Source organism: Bacteroidota bacterium, from assembly GCA_013360915.1.
GTDB lineage: Bacteria > Bacteroidota > JABWAT01 > JABWAT01 > JABWAT01 > JABWAT01.
The window spans coordinates 48,805-68,452 of sequence record JABWAT010000001.1; the positions used below are offsets into that span (position 1 = coordinate 48,805).

The 19,648-nt window shown below is 48.8% G+C and carries 17 protein-coding genes; 10 read left to right on the forward strand and 7 right to left on the reverse strand.

Going from position 1 to position 19,648, the window contains the following annotated elements; translation table 11 throughout:
• Positions 1-150: 150 nt before the first annotated feature.
• The gene (locus tag HUU10_00190) at positions 151-1,020 is read right to left on the reverse strand and encodes a glycerophosphodiester phosphodiesterase family protein (GenBank protein NUQ80001.1); all 870 of its coding nucleotides are present in this window, start codon (positions 1,018-1,020) and stop codon (positions 151-153) included.
• A gap of 49 nt (positions 1,021-1,069) precedes the next feature.
• On the opposite strand from HUU10_00190, the gene HUU10_00195 reads away from it, so the two are divergent.
• The 5 genes from HUU10_00195 to HUU10_00215 all read left to right on the forward strand — a co-directional run bounded on the left by HUU10_00195 (position 1,070) and on the right by HUU10_00215 (position 6,552).
• Positions 1,070-2,017 (forward strand): GTP-binding protein, encoded by a 948-nt coding sequence (locus HUU10_00195; GenBank protein NUQ80002.1) that lies wholly within the window; start codon positions 1,070-1,072, stop codon positions 2,015-2,017.
• On the forward strand, positions 2,010-3,236 hold the full coding sequence (locus HUU10_00200) for an MFS transporter (GenBank protein ID NUQ80003.1): 1,227 nt from the start codon (positions 2,010-2,012) through the stop codon (positions 3,234-3,236). Before HUU10_00195 ends, HUU10_00200 begins: the two co-directional genes overlap by 8 nt.
• The gene (locus HUU10_00205) at positions 3,229-3,420 is read left to right on the forward strand and encodes a hypothetical protein (protein NUQ80004.1); all 192 of its coding nucleotides are present in this window, start codon (positions 3,229-3,231) and stop codon (positions 3,418-3,420) included. The genes HUU10_00200 and HUU10_00205 overlap by 8 nt, the downstream gene beginning before the upstream one ends.
• 124 nt (positions 3,421-3,544) lie before the next feature.
• The gene (locus HUU10_00210; GenBank protein NUQ80005.1) at positions 3,545-5,380 is read left to right on the forward strand and encodes a phosphoenolpyruvate carboxykinase (GTP); all 1,836 of its coding nucleotides are present in this window, start codon (positions 3,545-3,547) and stop codon (positions 5,378-5,380) included.
• A 56-nt stretch (positions 5,381-5,436) separates the two neighbouring features.
• Positions 5,437-6,552 carry a hypothetical protein gene (locus HUU10_00215; protein ID NUQ80006.1) on the forward strand — a complete coding sequence of 372 codons (1,116 nt, stop codon included), beginning with the start codon at positions 5,437-5,439 and terminating at the stop codon, positions 6,550-6,552.
• Here the strand turns inward: HUU10_00215 and HUU10_00220 are convergent.
• The gene (locus tag HUU10_00220; protein ID NUQ80007.1) at positions 6,549-8,972 is read right to left on the reverse strand and encodes a TonB-dependent receptor; all 2,424 of its coding nucleotides are present in this window, start codon (positions 8,970-8,972) and stop codon (positions 6,549-6,551) included. The two genes, HUU10_00215 and HUU10_00220, sit on opposite strands and share 4 nt — an antisense overlap.
• Before the next feature lie 65 nt (positions 8,973-9,037).
• On the opposite strand from HUU10_00220, the gene HUU10_00225 reads away from it, so the two are divergent.
• Complete coding sequence (locus tag HUU10_00225; protein NUQ80008.1) at positions 9,038-9,928, forward strand: hypothetical protein; 891 nt, start codon at positions 9,038-9,040, stop codon at positions 9,926-9,928.
• Here the strand turns inward: HUU10_00225 and HUU10_00230 are convergent.
• Positions 9,925-11,328 carry a peptidase M64 gene (locus HUU10_00230; GenBank protein ID NUQ80009.1) on the reverse strand — a complete coding sequence of 468 codons (1,404 nt, stop codon included), beginning with the start codon at positions 11,326-11,328 and terminating at the stop codon, positions 9,925-9,927. The two genes, HUU10_00225 and HUU10_00230, sit on opposite strands and share 4 nt — an antisense overlap.
• 93 nt (positions 11,329-11,421) lie before the next feature.
• Here HUU10_00230 and HUU10_00235 point away from each other — a divergent pair, with 93 nt between their 5' ends.
• A complete protein-coding gene (locus HUU10_00235) occupies positions 11,422-11,979 on the forward strand; it encodes an NUDIX domain-containing protein (GenBank protein ID NUQ80010.1) in 558 nt (185 codons plus the stop codon).
• Positions 11,976-14,015 (forward strand): S9 family peptidase, encoded by a 2,040-nt coding sequence (locus HUU10_00240; protein NUQ80011.1) that lies wholly within the window; start codon positions 11,976-11,978, stop codon positions 14,013-14,015. The genes HUU10_00235 and HUU10_00240 overlap by 4 nt, the downstream gene beginning before the upstream one ends.
• 23 nt (positions 14,016-14,038) lie before the next feature.
• Here the strand turns inward: HUU10_00240 and HUU10_00245 are convergent, their stop codons facing one another.
• Positions 14,039-14,218 carry a DUF2892 domain-containing protein gene (locus HUU10_00245; protein NUQ80012.1) on the reverse strand — a complete coding sequence of 60 codons (180 nt, stop codon included), beginning with the start codon at positions 14,216-14,218 and terminating at the stop codon, positions 14,039-14,041.
• A 74-nt stretch (positions 14,219-14,292) separates the two neighbouring features.
• Here HUU10_00245 and HUU10_00250 point away from each other — a divergent pair, with 74 nt between their 5' ends.
• On the forward strand, positions 14,293-14,622 hold the full coding sequence (locus HUU10_00250) for a tetratricopeptide repeat protein (GenBank protein ID NUQ80013.1): 330 nt from the start codon (positions 14,293-14,295) through the stop codon (positions 14,620-14,622).
• Positions 14,623-14,628: 6 nt separating this feature from the next.
• Here HUU10_00250 and HUU10_00255 read toward each other — a convergent pair whose 3' ends face one another.
• The 3 genes from HUU10_00255 to HUU10_00265 form a co-directional block, all read right to left on the reverse strand.
• Entirely contained in the window at positions 14,629-15,546 is a 918-nt protein-coding gene (locus HUU10_00255) for a peptidylprolyl isomerase (GenBank protein ID NUQ80014.1), read from the reverse strand.
• A 237-nt stretch (positions 15,547-15,783) separates the two neighbouring features.
• Complete coding sequence (locus HUU10_00260; protein ID NUQ80015.1) at positions 15,784-16,194, reverse strand: rhodanese-like domain-containing protein; 411 nt, start codon at positions 16,192-16,194, stop codon at positions 15,784-15,786.
• A gap of 30 nt (positions 16,195-16,224) precedes the next feature.
• The gene (locus HUU10_00265; protein ID NUQ80016.1) at positions 16,225-19,092 is read right to left on the reverse strand and encodes an ATP-dependent DNA helicase; all 2,868 of its coding nucleotides are present in this window, start codon (positions 19,090-19,092) and stop codon (positions 16,225-16,227) included.
• A 40-nt stretch (positions 19,093-19,132) separates the two neighbouring features.
• On the opposite strand from HUU10_00265, the gene lspA reads away from it, so the two are divergent.
• Positions 19,133-19,639: a signal peptidase II gene (gene lspA, locus HUU10_00270; GenBank protein NUQ80017.1), complete on the forward strand. Its 507-nt coding sequence runs from the start codon at positions 19,133-19,135 to the stop codon at positions 19,637-19,639.
• Positions 19,640-19,648: the final 9 nt, after the last annotated feature.

A 19,648-nucleotide genomic window follows, 5' to 3' on the forward strand; every position in this document is an offset into this window, starting at 1 on the left:
TGTCTTTCGTATTGGTTAATAGGTGAAAACACTGCCTGATCATCGGGTGATCAGGCGGTTCTAATTTATCTCTAATCATAAAGTAGGTTCTTATTTACCTAAGAATCAAGATTGGCATGGAATAAGTTGACCTGCATCAAAGTGTATGGATCATTCACTTTTCAGGGAATCGATCAATTCATCAGCCAACAGCGGGTGGTCGGTAGCAAGAATCCGATAGCCTGAACTTAACAGACTCACCCAGGACTTCCGCCGGGTTGAATCTTGCAGAAGGTCTGCAGAACGGAAGGTGCCGATGATGGATGCAATGCCATTCCGATGCAGGGTATCGAGTAATTCTGCAGGTGGTTCCTCAAGTCCGGTAAATGCCATTACCTGCCCGACCGGAATCCCGGTTTGCCTGAACTGGTACCATTCGTCCAGGTTTCTGATCGTAACGGACAGATGCAGATCGGGGTTTTGCTGGTGAATATAAACCGCATCCTCACCACGGTAGGTAATTATCGTTGCACGATCCGCTGCACGATAATTTCCGAGTACCCTTAGGACTTGATCAATGGGTACCGTTCGTTTGATATCAACGGCCAGGAGTGTACGGTCTTTTGCCCAAACAAGAACAGAATCGAATCTTGGAATCCTCAATCCGGTTTCAAAGCCCAGAGGATCAATCAGATTAACTGACTGAAGACTATCCCAGGTCCACGTGCTGATCAGCCCCTTTCCAGTCGATGTGCGGCCCAGAGTATCATCGTGATAAAGGACCAGCACACTGTCGCTGGTCATGGCCACGTCACACTCAATCAGCATGAGTCCTGCCGATGATGAAACACGGAATGTTTCCAGCGCATTTTCCGGCAACCCTTTGGCGGGTCCTCCCCGGTGTGCACTTACGATGGGATATACGGGTGAATCTGCACTCAGTAACCGGTGAAGGTCGGCTGCCTGATCCGGAAATCTATCATCAGTTCCCTGACAGGAGACCATTGAAAGAACCAGAAGAATGATTCCAACTGATTTCATATTATTCCTTTCTGTCGATTCCCATTCAGGAAGTTCCTACTTTTAATTTATGTCTTCCAGTCTGATACCACTTTATATTTTTACCGGATTTCTCGGTGTTGGAAAAACATCGGCAATCCTTCATGCCCTCCGGCTTACTCCTCCTGGTCAGAAAACGGCCGTTGTAGTCAATGAATTTGGCGATATCAGTATAGATGGACCAACCATTTCCAGTGAAGGCCTTCCCTTTGCTGTTGCCGATGTTCCCGGCGGGTGTATCTGCTGTGCAGGAATGGAAATGCTGACTGAGCAACTTTCCTGGCTACTGAGGGAAAAAAAACCGGACCGGATTCTCATTGAACCCAGCGGAATCGCCCGTCCATCGGATCTGCTAATCAAAATCCGGTCATCAGATCTTTCGTCCAAATTCGATTACAGACCGGTCATTGGCATTTTTGATCCTGAGTTGGTGGCTGATGACTCGATGCGGGATTCTCTGCTCTTCGATGATCAGGCCGGAATGGCCGATCTGATCTTTCTCAACCGGACTGATCTGTCATCATCAGATTCCATCGAATTTTCACTGAATTGGTTCAGGGACCATTACCCTGATCGACCTGAACCCGTTTCTGGGGTTCATGGCCAGTTCCCCTCTGACTGGCTGGAAAAAACCTTTGCGTCGACCTATCCGGTTAAGCACCAGTCCGGACACCATCCTGAGTCGCAGGTAAAAGGGCTGGGATGGTATTGGAATCAGGCGATTTTTGATGAACAGTCACTTTCAGAAGTATTTGAATCTCTGCTGGCCCACAGACAGACCAATGGCCTGATCAGGGCAAAAGGTATTTTTCTGACACCGGGCGGGCCGGTACTTTTTGAAATTGCGGGAAAAACAATGCATCGCCGTGCATCAGACTACCGTGTGGAAAACCGGGTTGAATTGCTGTTTTCCGCCCCTTCTATCGCTGATGAAGCCAGCCTGAAAGACCAATTCGATTCCTGCATCCGGCATGTCTGATCAAAAGGGATTCTGGCGTTTTACCGTGCTTTTCCGGCAGCCGGTCCTGAGAGCGTATTTTTCGGGACAGCTGTTATCACTGACGGGAACCTGGATGCAGCGGGTTGCCGAATCCTGGCTGGCCTGGGAATTGACCCATTCGGCCTGGATGCTTGGATTGGTGAGCTTCTGCGGATTGTTTCCTGGCATTTTCACCAATTTCCTGGCCGGTGCCCTCCTGGACCGGTTCAATAGGCGGCTGATTATTCTCACCACCCAATGGTTGCTTTCCATTCAAGCCCTCAATCTTGCCTTTCTCACGTGGCAGGATCTGATAACCGTCCCGCTTCTGATTATGCTGACCATCACCCAGGCGGTGATTTCGGGGGTGGATATGCCCGCCAGACAGTCCTTCCTGGTATATCTGACGAACCGGGAGTACCTGCCGCAAACCATCGCAATGAACTCGGTAACTGTCAATATCGGACGCATTGCCGGACCAGCCTTGTCGGCAGTGGTGATTCCCTGGTGGGGGCTTGAAGGGGCCTTCCTGCTGAATGGTCTTTCCTTTATCTTCCTGATTGTGGTCATACACAGGCTCAACCTTTTATCAGAACAACAGGAAAAAGAACCCACGTCCTTTTTCAAATCGATCAGGGAAGGTCTGGTATATGTTTTCCGCCATCCGGTCATGGGTCCCTACCTGGTTCTGTTTGGTGCGTGTAATTTTCTGGCCATGTATTATGCATCCCTGCTTCCGGTTTTTTCTGATGAAAAATTTGGTGCAGGCTCACACGGACTTTCGATCATGCTGGTATCGGCTGGTGCCGGGGCCCTGGCAGGTGCTGTCTTTATTGGTGGCTGGGTCTCTTCGGATCGGGTGGCCACCGTTCTGCGATGGTCATCGCTCGTGCTGGCCCTTTCAGTGATAGGAATGGCGGCAGCACCCTTGTTACACCTGGCTGTTATCGCCCTTTTCGCAGGTGGGTTTTCCATGATGCTCCAGATTTCGGGTACCAATATGCTCCTTCAGAATCAGACCACCGATGAGTACCGTGGTCGGGTGATGAGTCTGTACACTTTTACTTTCACATTGGGCACTCCGCTCGGGAATCTGTGGGCTGGTGCACTTGCAGAGGCTGCTTTTCCCGAACTTCCCTTCTATACAGGTGGTGTATTGTTGATTATCGTATTTTTTCATCTTAAATCGGCTCTGAAGAGGAGGACTCACCATGCTTGAACCCGAGGAATTCGAATTTTATGAATTGCTTCAGGCTTACAAAGACCGTTTTGGTGACTTCCCTCCCACTCACCATTTGCCCGAAAAGCAGGTCATGCTTCTTTTAAAAGAAGCCATCAGGGAAAATCAACCAATTACCACTGAATTTCTTGGAAGCAAAGGCTTAGGTGTTTCCGAATTCTAATGCCTATTTAACTGAACGTAATTCATCGGAATAAAAGACATTCGTATCTTTGTACTGTCTTTAGAAGTAATTGAAATTAAAGAACTTAGCGAGTAGACAAGTACCAATAAAGGAGTAAGGAGATATGCAAGTACCATCCTACGTGAAAAACGAGAAACTCATTGAATGGGTTAAAGAAGTTGCTGCTTTAACCAAGCCTGACCAGGTTTACTGGTGCGATGGGTCTCAGGAAGAATATGATCGTCTCTGCAACGAGATGGTCGAAAAAGGAACCTTCAAACGCCTGAACCCTGCAAAAAGACCAGGAAGTTTTCTTGCTTTCTCCGATCCGAGCGATGTGGCCCGTGTAGAAGACAAGACGTTTATCAATTCCATCCGTAAGACCGATGCCGGTCCCACCAACAATTGGGTTGAACCTTCAGAAATGAAGCAAACCCTCAATAAATTATTTAATGGCTGTATGAAAGGTCGCACCCTGTATGTGATTCCTTTCAGCATGGGTCCGATCGGTTCCCCGATTTCTCATATCGGCGTTGAACTGTCTGACTCGGCCTATGTGGTTGTGAATATGCGGATTATGACCCGTATGGGCCGTTCAGTCGTGGAAGCACTTGGAAACCAGAATTTTGTAAAAGCACTTCATTCGGTTGGTGCTCCGCTTGAGCCAGGTCAGAAGGATGTTCCGTGGCCATGTAACCCAACAACCAAGTATATCTGTCACTTCCCCGAGGAAAGCACGATCATGTCTTACGGATCGGGTTACGGTGGAAATGCCTTGCTTGGCAAGAAATGTTTCGCACTCCGTATTGCCTCCACCATGGGCCGTGAACAAGGTTGGCTGGCCGAGCACATGCTGATTCTCGGTGTTGAAGATCCAAAGGGTGAAAAGACCTACGTTTCTGCTGCATTCCCCTCTGCCTGCGGAAAAACCAACTTTGCGATGCTGATTCCGCCCAAAGAAATGAATGGCTGGAAAGTAACCACAGTCGGTGATGACATTGCCTGGCTGAAACCGGATGCAAACGGCACCCTGCGCGCCATTAATCCTGAAGCCGGATATTTCGGTGTGGCACCAGGTACCAACTATGATACCAATCCGAATGCCATGCGGACCATTGAAAAGAACACCATTTTCACCAATGTGGCCCTCACACCCGATGGCGATGTCTGGTGGGAAGGCATGTCAAAAGAAGTGCCGGATGGCCTCATTGACTGGACTGGAAAACCCTACGACAAGGCTTCTGGTAAACCTGCTGCCCATGCCAATGCCCGGTTTACAGCTCCTGCTTCCCAATGCCCGTCCATCGACCCGAAATGGGAAGATCCGGCCGGTGTGCCTATCAGCGCCATCATCTTTGGCGGTCGTCGTGCATCTACCATTCCTCTGGTATACCAGGCATTTAACTGGAACTTTGGCGTTTACATGGCTGCTACCATGGGTTCTGAAACCACTGCTGCTGCTTTCGGGCAACAAGGGGTGGTTCGCCGTGACCCGTTCGCCATGCTTCCCTTCATGGGTTATCATGCTGGTGATTATTTCAATCACTGGCTGAATTTCGGACGGAAACTTCCTAATCCTCCGCGGATCTTTGGTGTAAACTGGTTCCGTAAGGATGAAAACGGAAAATTCCTGTGGCCCGGATTTGGTGAAAACATGCGGGTTCTCCGCTGGATCGTGGAACGCGTTCACGGACGTACCTATGCCATCGAAAGCCCGATCGGATGGGTTCCTAAATATGAGGATATTGACTGGAACGGACTCAACTTCACCCGTGAAGATTTCAATAAAGTCATGGGAATCGATGCTGAACTCTGGAAACAGGAAATCGCCTCTCATGAAGAGCTCTTCATGAAACTCTATGATAAACTCCCGAAAGAGTTTACCTGGATGCGCGAACTCATGATGTCCAGTCTCTGGAGATCCCCTGCTCATTGGGAACTGGCTCCTGAACGTCACTGATCAGATCAATGACATAAAAGCCCGGTAAATGCCGGGCTTTTTTTTTATCTTTCAGTATGAAACCTTTTTTTGGATCCGATCCGGATGTATTCCTGAAACAGGTCTGGCAAACCAGACCGGCCTTTTTTAAGGGAGGCCTCGGCAATCCCGCCCTTCCATTCGATCGATCCGGATTCATTAAACTGTCCTCGGACAAACGCCTGGTGAGCAGACTTGTTCTGGCAGACACCCACTTCATTGTCGATTATGGCCCGTTTTCACCGCGACGTTTTCGCTCCCTTCCTGAAACAAACTGGACCCTTCTGATTTCTGAAACGGACCGGATTTACAGGGAGATCCACCAACTGAAATCCCACTTGCCCTTCATTCCGGGATGGCGTATGGATGATATCATGATCAGTTATGGGGTTCCAGGCGGAACGGTTGGGCCACATATCGATGAATATGATGTGTTTCTGATTCAGATTGGTGGTGAAAAGCGATGGAGAATCACCGACTCACGTATTACTTCACCGGTTTACCGCCGCAATGAGGAACTCAGAATCCTCGAACAGTTTAAACCAGATCGTGAATTTATCTGTAAAACCGGTGATGTGCTTTATCTGCCTCCCGGTATAGGCCATGAAGGGACAACACTTGAGCCTGGCTTTACAGTTTCAATCGGTTTCAGAGCCCCTTCACTGAAGGAAGGTTTACCGGTACTGGCCGATCTTCTTCTTGCTTCCGGTTCAGACTGGAGATTCGGTGATAAAGGTCGTCAGCCTGACCGTGACCCGCATCTTCTGTCGGAAACTGATCAGGCCAGGATGAAGAATCTGATGGCTGAATTCAGCGGATCCGATGTTTTCCGGCATTGGGCAGGACGAATGGTAACTGAATCGAAGCGGGGATTCGTCTATAAAAAGCCAAGGCTGAAATCGACCGATCTGCTGAAGGTGAAAAACCTCACGTGGGCACCGGGAGTACGCAGGGTTCTGATAGAAGGCCAGCCGTTATTACTGTATATAGAGGGAACCCACTTTCCGTTACCGGGTCATCCGCTCTTAAAACAGCTGATCGGCGAGGACTCCCACTCTGAAGCCATTGTGGATGCAGTTAAAAGGGATAAGGACCTGACCACTCTGGTCAAAACGTGTATCCGTAATGGATGGCTGATTCCGTCTTCTTCCTAAAAGTCATCCATCTCCTGCTGCTGACGTTCGCGCTGTTGCTGTCTGGCTTTGTAGTTTTCGCTGATGCGCCATGAAAGTCCGACAAAAACAGATCGGGACTGCCACCGGTTGAAGGACTCGCTCCGGACAACAGGTGACTGGGTCAGTACGGTACGGGAGCGGGAGTCAAAGACATCATTCACTCTTCCAGTCACAGCCAGGGCCCCATCGAGGAATTCCCTTCTCAGAGACATATCGACTCCCCAGCTTTCACTGACCTCGCGCTGGGGTTCAATGGTTGGTGCATCATAATTGCCAGAAAGCTGCAACTGAAGGTTCAGTGGCAGGGTTGTAAACAGATTCAGACGGGTCATCCAGGTAAAAGCCTCCGCATCAGAACCGTTTTGAACTCCGAAGATGCGGTTTCTGAAACCGGTCCAGCTTCCATTCCATCTGAATGCAGGGCTGATCGAACCGGAAAGACTCCATTCAATGCCGGTGTTTTCCCGGGTTCCTGAATTCACTGGCCTGGTAAGCAGCACCCCTTCAGAAACTGTGCTGGTGATATCGGATATCAGATCGGTTGTTTGCCTGAAAAAAACGGTGGTTGTGGCCGTCACCCATTGACTGTTCAAAGAGTAACCTGCCTCCCATGAGTTAATAAACTGGGGTTGAAGTGCAGGGTTTCCTGAACGAAGATTCAACGAATCGGCATAATCGACTGCAGGCAGGAGCGTCCGGTTGCCGGGCCGGTCAATCCGCCGCGAATAACTGATCAACACCTCATGTGCCGGAGAGAAGGAACGGGAAACATGTAAAGACGGAAACCAGTTCAGATACTGGTTCACCACTGGATCTCCGGCAGATCTTAGCGAGAAATCGGTAATTTCTCCCCGTAACCCAAATAAAACACTCCATTCGGACCATTTCAGATTATAACTTGAGTAGCCTGCGTAGATCCATTCATGATAGGTATAAACATCATCCGGCCCGACCTGAAGCCAATCATCTGCTTGGGTGATTCTTGAGAAATTCCGGTTGAGAGGTTTCATTTGTCGTCCGGAAACCGATGTCCCGGCCTGAACCACATCGGTCCGAAGGACAGAGGAAGACCAGTTTCCTTCTAAACGAAGATGGGTCCCATCGTTAGAAGAAAAGGCTTTCTGGGACGCAGTCAGCTTCTGAACCGGGAAGAGGTCATTCTGGTCGATGATTTCGTTCCGGTCGAATCCGAACTGTCTTAAACTCAGGTCCAGATTCCAGTTATTGTCGGGGTTCTTATCACGATGAGTGAGTCCGACGGCGTACTGAAACATCAGCATTTCCCGCACTGCATCAGATTCCCTTGTGAAACTCCGGATCAGGTTCCGATCATCATCAGACAGGCTGTTTTCAGATAAAGAACGGTTGTCAAACGAAAAGGATCGCTGATTCATAGAAACCGTCAGCGTTTTAGTTTCTGAAAATGTCCAGTCGGTCCCGATCCTGAAAGACTGTCCGGCCATGATATTCCGGTTTCGTGCAGACTGATCCAGAAAGGTGGTGCCAGTATTACCGGTTGTTTCCCGGGCAAGGGTTCCTGTTGATCTGAACGGATTGTACCTGCCATCAAAGGATCCGTAAAAATTCCAGCTGTCCCACCGGTAATTGCCATTCGCCGATCCATTGAAGCGTCCTTCATTTCCGGCATTGGCCTGCACGATGGTCTGGTAACCCGATTCCTGTTTATGTTTCAGAATAATATTCACAATTCCTGAAGTTCCCTGCGGGTCATACCGGGCGGAGGGATTGGTGATAATTTCAACGGTTTCAATGGAGGAAACCTGTATGCTGTTCAGGATATCACCTGTACTCATCCCTTCCACCTGAGAGGGACGTCCATCAATCAGAATGGTCACATTGGGATTTCCTCTGAGAGAAATATTGCCTTCATTATCAACAGACACCGAGGGAACCTGCTGCATGACATCGACAGCCGTACCATTCCCGCCTGGGATCAGGGCTGCAACGTCTACCACTTTTTTATCGAGTTTGTTCACAATCGGAGGCCGTTGACCGCTGACCACCACTTCCTGAAGATTTATTCCGGTTGGTCCCAACCGTATATCTTCCAACCGGACTTGTGGTTCTTTTGGGTTGACCCGTATTTCGTTAATCGTAGCAGGATCATAGCCAATAAAGGAAACTTTAAGCTGATACCGGCCATAGGGAACCTCGGACAGGATAAATTCACCTGTCTTATCCGAAATGGTACCTGACTGCATAACCGAGTCCCGAACCCGGATCAGGACGATGTTGCTGTATTCCAGAGGATCACCACTTTCAGAATCAAGTATCCGTCCTGAAACGGACCCTGTTCCCGATGGACGACCACCGGTGGGAGACTGGGCAACGGCTAAAGTTGAAAAAAGCATCAGAAGAGTTAAAAGTCGGATTGTCATGATTGGCAACAGATGGTTTTTGATTATAATTTTAGATACAACAACAATCCGGAATGTTTAATTCGATGAAAACCATACTGCTGGGATTAATTTTTTTTATGGCCACTCCTCAAACACTGACCGATTTTCCACTGGTTAAGTCGGCGACTGGAAAGGTGGTCCGGTTATCGGTCCCCCCTCCGGATGGAAATCAGATTCTTCCCAGACCAATAGATGTCTGGTTGCCACCAGGTTATGGTCAGGACACCTCGGCTCACTATCCGGTTTTATACATGCACGATGGTCAGAATCTGTTTGATTCTGCCTTGTCTTTTATTGGTGTGGATTGGGGGGTGGATGAGTGGATGACCCGGTTGATCAACGAGGGAAAAATTCGTCCGGCCATTGTGGTTGGTATCTGGAACAGTCCCGAACGGGTTGCTGACTACATGCCGGAAAAACCAGTGAAAACCTTAAACCGATCCATCCTTTCAGAGTTATTTAAACGATTTACCGATCTGAACAAGAGTGATGATTATCTGAAGTATCTGGTTTTCACGCTTAAGCCTGAAATCGACAGGCAATTCAGAACAATGCCAGATGCCCCCAATACGATCATCATGGGATCGAGCATGGGAGGGTTAATTTCATTGTATGCCATGTGCGAGTACCCAGCTGTTTTTGGAAGTGCCGGTTGTGTAAGCACACATTGGCCGGCTGCTGACGGACTGGTGCTTGGATATCTGAAAACCAACCTTCCCAACCCCGGATACAACCGATGGTACTTCGATTTCGGGACTGAGACGCTGGACAAGGATTACGAACCATTTCAGGTCAGAGCGGATACCATCATGCAACAAGCCGGGTATCAACCGGGTAAGGATTGGATCACCCTGAAGTTTGAAGGCGCCGATCACTCTGAACGATCCTGGAACAAGCGCCTGGACAATCCCTTGTTGTTTCTGCTCGGACGCTAATTCCGGCTCAGTTTCTCAATCCGTTTTCTGATTTCGGATTCACAAACTTTACAGAAGGCTGGTCGGTTTCTCGAAAACATGATACAATCGATTTCGGGTCTGTAAACACCTTTTGCCAGATAGCCTCCTCCCTCAAACGCACCGGTTATTCCCATCAGTGAATCAGGGGAGAGGAAAAACCTGGTGAGTTGCTTTTCATGGCGGAACAAGGCTTCCATCTCAGAAACTGGTGCTCCCGACGCGGTCAGTTCCCTCCTCTTTTTCTGGATTTCCACCATGGCCGAGTCATAGCCCGATTGATTCCATGGAGTTGGAATCCGGACGCCTGGCGACAGCAAGGATTCCCATTTGGGCCTTCCGCCCGGAAGTGAGGACAGGTTTGGTTCACGGGGTTCCGGACCTGCCTTAACCACGTACGCAATCTGAGAAGTGTAGTATTCATCTCCCAATCCGGCGAATGAATGTCCGAATTCATGAATAAATACGTAGGGAGATTGTTCATTATCAGAGGCTGAAACCGCATAAAGGTTGTAAATACCACCACCTCCATATTTCCTGCTATTCACCAGAACCAACAAGACATCCCAGGGATAGGAAGCTGCCAGGTTCATGATCATTCCTGGATCTGAGCTGAGAATATACCGGTCAGAATTGAAAAAATTATAGGTAAAACCCAGAGGGCCCTGTGCCCATTTCTGATTAACCGGGTCCGGAATTCCTTCCGTTTCTGATGGGATCATGGCAGCACGAAGGTTAAACCGGTCTTTCATGGAGAGAAATGGTTCTGTGTTGAATAAATGACCGGAAAGACGGCCTGCGTCGTTAAAAAATTTCGCAGTATCAGCCTCGGTGTATCCATCCCCCAGAATCAGTACATCCACCTTTCCCTGGGGTTCTCCTGATAAAAAGAAGTCTCTTCCAACCTGTCTGACGGGCGGCGAGAATGGAACCAGACCAGAATCCGGAACCCTTAAGCTCAACATGGGATGAAAGATACCGAGAGAGTCATTCCAGACAGACAGAACCAGATCGGCTGACACAACCGGTTTTGGAAAACGAACCGATTCCCGAAAAATCTGAACAACCGAGTCGAGTCCATCCTGAGTGGTTTTATATTCACCGAAAATGCTGTTGAATTCTGTAGCGTAGAGAACGGTTCCGGAGTTCATAATCTTCAGCTCGGCGCGGTAAAGTGCATGGCCAGCCAGTGAGTCTGAAAGGTCCTCAGGTCCGGGCCAGGGTCCTTCTGTTACCCATCGGTCCGGAACCACCTTTTCTTCCCAGGCATGCCCGACATGGGAATATTCAAAACGGATGGTGGTTGAAAAATCGAGGTTCCGTTGAGTGGAGCATGACAACCCCGTAAAAACCAGAATGAGTAATAAAAAAATTCTGAACATGGTAAAATCTCCCTTCAGGCAATATACAACTTCTTTTCCTGCTTTGAATCGGTTAAAAACAGGCCGATATTCTGAACACGAACAACCCATATTATGAATGCCCCTGCTTCTTTTCTCAACCCGCTGATCCCTGTTTTCAGGTTTTGTCCTTCATGCGGTAAACAGACCTTCTCACCAGAAAGTGAAAAATCATTTTCCTGTTCTGCGTGTGGACTCCGTTATTTTATCAATTCGGCCTGTGCTGTTGCTGTAATTCTGATCAACGACAACGGAGAGCTTTTACTCACGCGACGTGCCTTTGAACCAGCCAAAGGTTTACTGGATCTTCCCGGCGGATTTGTGGATATCGGCGAACCTGCAGAAGCAGCGATGAGACGTGAAATCCGGGAGGAATTGGGTTTGGAGCTTTCCTCTCTATCATTTCTGTGTTCCCGACCCAACCGGTATGATTATGCAGGGGTTACCTATTATACCACCGATCTGACATTTACTTCCCCTCTTCCTTCTGGCACCCATCTTTCACTTTCTGATGAAATCGATTCTGTGGAATGGGTCCGACCCGAATTGATTCCTTTTGACCGCATCGGTCTGGAATCGATCAGGGAGATTCTGCGTTACTATCAAACCAAACAGACCGGAGCATACCGATGAAAAAAATCACCTGGAGTTTTCTGATCATCCTGATCGGCTGGAGTGTCTCACTACATGCCTCGCTTTCCCCTGAAGCCCTGCTTTCTCTGAAACAGGTCAGTTCTGCAAGCATGCATCCGAACGGACAGCTGATTGCTTACACCCTGATGATTCCCCGTTCGGCTGGCGACAAACCCGGCCCCGCCTATAATGAATTGTGGGTTTATGATATCAAAACCGGCAAGTCACGTCCCTTCATTACCGGAAAGGTGAATGTGAGGTCGGTGGAATGGTCAGTCAACGGCGAGTCCATTCTGTTCCTTACCACGCGGGGTTCGGTTCCCCAGGTTTTTGGAATTTCATTGGCTGGCGGTGAAGCACAAGCACTGACCAACCACCCAACAGCAATCAGGGCGTTTCGTGAATCGGGCGATGGGAAAACACTTTACTTCACTTCACAGGAACCCGAGGATCCTTCTCAGAAGAAATTGAAGGACCAGGGATATGATTTCATTTATTTCGAGGAAAACTGGACACACATCAACCTGTATGAATCAAAACGTGATGCAACAGGGACCTTCGGCTCGGCCAACCGACTGACAGACGGGATCACCGTCAGAGAGTTTGAACTCAGTCCGGACGAAAAAACGATTGCTTTTTCGGGAACCCCTAAAAACCTGATTGATGATGAATATGTGGATAACCGGATTTACCTCCTTGATCTTTCGACCGGTACCTATAACCGGTTCAGTTCAAACAAGGGAAAACTCGGCACTTTTTCATGGTCTTCCGACTCAAAGTCCCTTGTTTATACAGGTGCTTTTGATGAAAATGATCATGCAGTCAGCCAGTTATTTTACCATCCGCTTGGAACAAAAGAAGCGATTAATCTGACTCCCGCTTCTTACCGGGGACATATCAGTGAGGCAACCTGGGCAGATCCATCCACCATTTTGTATCTCGCCGCTGAAGGGACCTCCACCTCATTGTATTCGGTTTCGCCTGATGGTAAAAAAAGGCAGAAGGTGTTCGATACAGCGTCTTCCGGGTTGGTATTCAGCTTTCCAGATGAATCGCGTGATCGTAAACGCCTGACCATGGTTGCTTCCACTCCAATGTCCCCGAATGAATTGTATATGGTTTCGCGGGGTGAAAAACCGGAACGGCTCACGGTTTCCAATCCTGTTCTGGCATCGGCCACCCTGGGAAAACAGGAAGTGATCACCTATTCTGCTTCTGATGGAGTTCAAATTGAAGGCCTGTTGATCTACCCCGTCGGATATGAAAAAGGGAAAACATACCCACTGATCACCATCGTACATGGTGGACCTGAATCCCATTATTCAAATGGTTGGATTACCGGGTACGGGCAACCAGGACAGGTATTTGCTGCCAAGGGGTATCTGGTATTTTATCCGAATTACCGGGCCAGTACAGGTTATGGTCTTGAATTCGCCCGTGCTGGATTCGGAGATGCGGCGGGACGTGAATTTGATGATATCGCCGATGGAATCCGGTTCCTGTTCAGGCAGGGCCTGGCCGACTCCCTTCGTTCAGGAATGATGGGCGGTTCCTATGGTGGATACGCTTCCGCCTGGTTTGGAACCCGTTACACCGATCTGGTCAGAGCAGTCCATATGTTCGTTGGTATCAGCAACGTTATATCCAAAACCGGAACCACCGATATTCCCCGGGAGGAATTACTGGTTCATGCAGGAAAGCCCATCGATGAAACCTGGGATTTTTCCCTGAGAAGAAGTCCCATCTATTATGCCGGACAGAGTAAAACAGCCTTTTTAATATCGGGTGGAACCGAGGATACCCGTGTGCATCCTGGTCAGAGCCTTGAAATGTACAGGGCATTGAAGCGACACAACCATCCGGCTGTCCGCCTGGTTCAGTATCCCGGTGAACCACATGGCAATCTGAAGCAAACCAGCCGTGCAGATTTTCTTTTCCGCACCCTTGCCTGGATGGATTGGTACGTCCGGGATCTGAAGCCGCTGAATGGACCGATGCCACCACTCGACATCAGTCATTCCTATGGGTTAAAATGAAAAAGGGGGCCTTGCCCCCTTTTTTACTTTTTCGTTGTAAGTCCCAAAGGAATATATAATGGACACCAGGCAATCAATGAGGTGGCAAAAAAGACCAGACCAATCAATCCCCACCAGGATTCAAAAACATAACCTGCACCCATGATACCGATACCGGCAATTGCACGAATGATGCGATCAATGGTTCCAATATTCTGTTTCATCAGTTATTTCCTTTTTTTGGTAATGTTTCCGATTAGAGTGTAAAGTTTTAAAAAGGTGTCAGGAAAAGTCCGATATGAATCAAGACCGTCTGAATAAGTTACTGCAATTTTTGGAAAAGGATCCTGATGATTCCTTTACCCGTTATGCGATTGCGCTTGAATACCAGAAATCGGGACAGACAGAAGAAGCCATCCGGTATTACACCCGGTTAGCAGAAATCAATCCGGCCTATCTTGGAACCTGGTACCAATTGGGCTGGTGTTATGAAAAAACCGGAAATGAAGAAAAGGCCAGGGAAACCTACCGTCTTGGAATTCAGCAAGCACGACTGCAGGGTAACCAGCATACCCTCGCCGAACTTCAGAATGCGCTGATGAAACTGGAGTTGGGCGAGGATATTTAATTCATATCAGTCGTCATTCCGGACGACCGGGTACTTGTCCTTCAGAGAAGTTTTGAGTTTTTCATAAGCGGCCTGCCGGGTCAGGGCGATTGCCTTTGCAGACAGATCTGCCTCTTCGGGACGCACTTCACGCTTATCGGTCACCATCAGAATATGGAAACCACCGGGTGATCTGAAAATATCGGATACTTTATTTTTTTCCATTGAAAAAGCGACTTCTTCAATATGGCTGATCAGGGTTCCACGGCGGATGTATCCAAGATCTCCGCCGAAACGAGCAGATCCATCTTCGGAGTACAACCTTGCCAATTTTGAAAAACCAGCTGTGCCACTTCCTTCAGCTTGTTTTCTGACCTGATCGAGTCGGCGGTAAGCCGATTCAACCTGCTCTTTCGGGGCAGAAACCGGAACTTTCACCATAATCTGAGATACTTTGATTTCAGGAAATACATCGGATTGTTTCAGAGAATCCATGATGGCGGAAGATGCAACGGTAATGGAATCGGTAATGGTAGCTTTCAGAAAGGCATTCACTCGGCTGGCATCCCTCAGATCATTCATCCAGTCTTCCTCTGTGATACCACTTTCACGCAATTTTTGCTCAAAGACTGAATCGGACTGAACGGAGGCCTTAATCATCTGTGATTGGCGATTAACAAAGGCGGTGTCGTACTCGAACCCCGCTTCTCTGGCTGCAAGCGTCAGACGGGCATTGTTAATCATTTCCTCCAGCAACATATCAGTCAACCGGACACTATCCTCGCTGGAATAGTTGCCAATCCGTTCAAGGGCTTGTTTCACAGCCAACTGATACCGGGTTTTCTTAATGGGATAATCACCTACTCTAAGCAGTTCATCATCCGATGTGCCCGAACAGGAGAATAAGATCAGGGTTGAGAGCGAGAGGTAAAGAAACGTTTTCATAGACTTCCGATGAATTGATAAAATAAAAAAAGGGGAAGGTGTCCCCGTACCTTCCCCTTTGACAAACGGGATAAGGTGTCCCCACTCCTTATCCCTGACAGGTGGAGTAAAGTGTCCCCATACTTTACCCCTTGCTATTGGTGATGCCAGGCTTGTAGGATCCCGACACCACACCAATTTGGAACAAATTTAAAAGGCGATGGTATGATTGTCAATACGGGCTGGTCAGGATTTTTTTTACAGCGAGGCATCTCCGCGCCAGACCTGGTATCCCCCGGCCAGATAGTAAACTTTACTGAACCTGTTTTTAGCCAGCAGAATGGCAGCTTTTTTAGAACGCGATCCACTTTCACAATAAATCACCACCGGACGGTCCCGGTAGCTTTGCAACCGCAGATCATCCGGCTTCAGTTGCTTCAGTTCAATATTGATTGACCCGCCGATTTTCCCAAGTTTCAGTTCAGGTTCCGTACGGACATCAACAAGAAGAAAATCCTTATTCGGCTTATTGGTTTTCATGTACAGTTTCAGTTCGGCCACATTCAAACGCTCGAAATGTCCGCCTTTGAACCTGATATAAAACTGCTCGCTATATTTCCAAATGATAATTGCCGCAACGGCCAGAATAATGATAATACTAAAATCCATAGGTTTCCTGTCTGAAAGAGTGCAAAGATACTACAGCCGGTGAAAATCCCCCAGAACCCCTTCTATTCCATCCTGACGCTGCTGCCATTCGGATTGCAATCCAATTTTCCTGATTGCAAAATCGGCCGTTTCGGTCAGGGTCCTGAATGAGTAAACTGGCATATCGGGAAGTGTGGAAAGAAATTCACGGTTCTTCCCTGCCAGAATCCGGCTGTCCAAAACGGTTATCAACCCCTTATCTGTGTCTGACCGGATGAGTCTTCCTGCCCCCTGCCGGAATTTTAACCGGGCGATTCCATGGTACCAATTCCAGAAACCTGCACCTTCAACTGCCTGTCGGTGTCTGATTTCAGGATCATCAACCGGGCTGAAAGGTAATTTGACAATAATGACCTGGGAACAGGTGGAGCCCGGAAAATCGACACCGGTCCAGAGGCGATCCACACCTATCAGAACCGACTGCTCCAGATTGGTGAATTGTCTGATCTGATCCACACTCGCTCCTTCCTGCCGGATTACGAGGATCCCGGTCTGTTCGAGCGGGTCGGCAATGGCCTGGTAGATGGCTTCCATCTGCTCGTAACTGGTACACAGGATCAGAGTTCGTCCATTGGTGACCGCACTTAAATACCCACAGGTCGCACTAACCTGGCTGATCCATTGGTTCTTCAATGACGGATCACCGGCCCGGAAAGATTGAATCCAGGTGGTGACCCCAATGGCCGCCTGTTCCTGATAGTGAAAGGGTGATTCGATGACGTTGGTGACGACGGGTACGGACCGGATACCCAATTCATTGCAAAAGAAATCGAAGGACTGGTCCAGCGTCAGAGTTGCGCTGGTAAAAACCCAGGAGGGCACCTGATCGAACATGTGACCAGAAAACTGATTTCCGATATAAACAGCCTTTTTGCCAAGATACCAGTCCTTTTCCCTGAGCAACAGATAGTGACACCAAGCTGAGGACGGATAATCTCTGGAAAACTCGGACAGGCCGGAAATGACCTGATCGAGACGGTTTATAAAAACCAGAAAAGTGGGATTGACGGAAGGTCTGATGGATAACGTACCCGCCTCTTTCCATTCCGAAATCAGTCCACGGATATCCTGAAGGGGTTCAAGAAGCGGCTTGATCCAGGCCGTTAAGGAATAGGACGATTCAATCTCAGGAAAATCGGGAAGGTAAGCGGTCGACTTCCCTTTCATATGAACCGAAAACCATCGGTTTACCTGATGAATACCCTCTTCAACCTGATGAAACAGGGTGGCCAGATCGAAGCCGGCGTTGGGATGCCCATTCACACTGAGGCCTGTGTGCCAGCCCGGCTGATGCCGGCTTCCCCTTGCAAGCGAAAGCAACCGCCAGCAGTCACGGGCCCCTACCTCGGTACTCATACTGCTTCTCAGAAAACCCGGAAACAAGTCGGCTTCATCAACAATGACCGTCCTGCAGGTTTCCAGCAGAAAATCTGGCATGTTAAAAAATTTGGCGTGATTGATAATCACCAACTGTGACCGCCCCGCTTCTTTCAGAACCTGATCATAAACACAATGACCAAAATACTCACAGGTCGATTTGAAACATGACACATCAGAACGGACCATTTCAATGATATCGGACAACCCCGGGATCATTTGGTATAAGGCTTCAGGAATAGATTCCAGATCCACATAATCCCGGTAGGCCGTCAGGTGTATGAGATAAACCAGAACAAAATAGTCCGCCTCATTATGCCGACCGATTCCCTCCTCGGTCAGAAGACGCAACCGGCGCCTGACCGATCCCAGACAGCAATAATTCTGCCGGCCCTTCAGAATGGCGGTTTCAATGGAGCGGAATGCTTCGGGGAACCATTTTTTCAGTGACCTGATTTCCTTCCAGAAAATCTGGTGCTGGAGGTTCTTCAAAGCGGTTGAAACAATGATACGCTGGCCCGGATTTAACCGTAAAAATTCCATGGCGGGAATCAGATAACCAAGGGATTTACCGGTTCCGGTACCTGCTTCAATGAGCAACGGATCCCCCTGATTGATTGCACTGACAACAGAGCCGGCATATTGAATCTGCTGAGGTCTGGCCCGGAATTTTCCAGAGGTTTTCGCGGGAAGACCGGTCTGGAAATAATCGACGACCAACGCTTCATTCACCGGTGCCATGCTCATGGCAGGCATTCGCTGATCGGCCCCGGGTTTCATTCGCAGTAAATTTCTCAGATAGGCATCCAAAGAAGTCAGTTGTACAGACATGAGTCCGGCCTGATCGCCTCGGATGGCTTGAAATTGATCCAATCCGGCGAGCACGGAAGCAAAAAACCGGAATAATCCGGAAGATTCTTCCAGTGGTTTCATCAACGTGGCCAGAGTGGCCAGGTGCTGGTCGGTGCCGATCGCATGGTTATAGAATCGGAGAAGATCGGTCAACCGGTTCATCTGAGGTGCTTTCCCGGGCTGGTGCAATGTATGATGGACCAGCGACCACAGATCGGAGGGGTGTGCACTCTCGCGTTGGGGATGAGTGATCTGAAACATCAACCGAAGATCGATCCAGTTACCCGCCGGCCAGGCTGGATTGTAAGCTTTTAATCGCCGGATCAGGGAAGGTTCATTCCAGAAGAGAACGAAATCGGAGCCGGCGATTTCCTGTTCAAGCAGCGCCAGCATTCCGGACCGGGTGGCCTGCCTGATTGAAAAACCGGCCTCTTCTGCATGTTTCTTTTCTGATGGGGTGAGCGGATCTGAATCGGAGCAGAAAAGCTGAAGTTGGGTGGTTTCCCGGTCACTGACCATGTCGGATACCTGAATACGGGTGATCCGGTCGGTAAACCGGGAAGGTCCCGTCTCGGTTATTTCCACCAGCGTGACCCGAATGACCGGTTTAAACATTTCCGGCGTCGTCATTGAAATTGCCCGGTTTCTCACTGGAGGTTACTTTTGCATCATGTTAAAATGGATCATCGTCTTATCAGTATTCGGAATCAACCTGACCATTGATCAGGTTTCAAAATCCTTGGCCCGTCTCCATCTGGAGTACCTGGTTTCCACCAGCTACTTTTCGGATTTCTTACGGATAATCTACGTGGAAAATACGGGGGTTGCTTTGTCCTTTGGCAGTGACTGGTCTCCGATGGTCCGGTTTCTCTTATTTAATGTTCTGGTCCTGATTATTCTGATTGTCCTGATTGTTTATCTGATCAGAACGTTTCATGAACAAACCACTCTGAAACTGATTGCCTTCTCCCTGATCTTGTCGGGAGGAGTGGGCAATCTCATTGACCGGTTCATGAGAGAAGGTGCTGTGACTGATTTTCTGAATGTCGGATTTGGCACCTTCCGGACGGCCATCTTCAACTGGGCCGATTTTTGTGTTACCACCGGATTGCTGATCCTTCTGGCACTCAGCATTATTGAAACGATCCGGTTGCGCCGGCAGGAGAATCCCGCCTGAACCATTTCC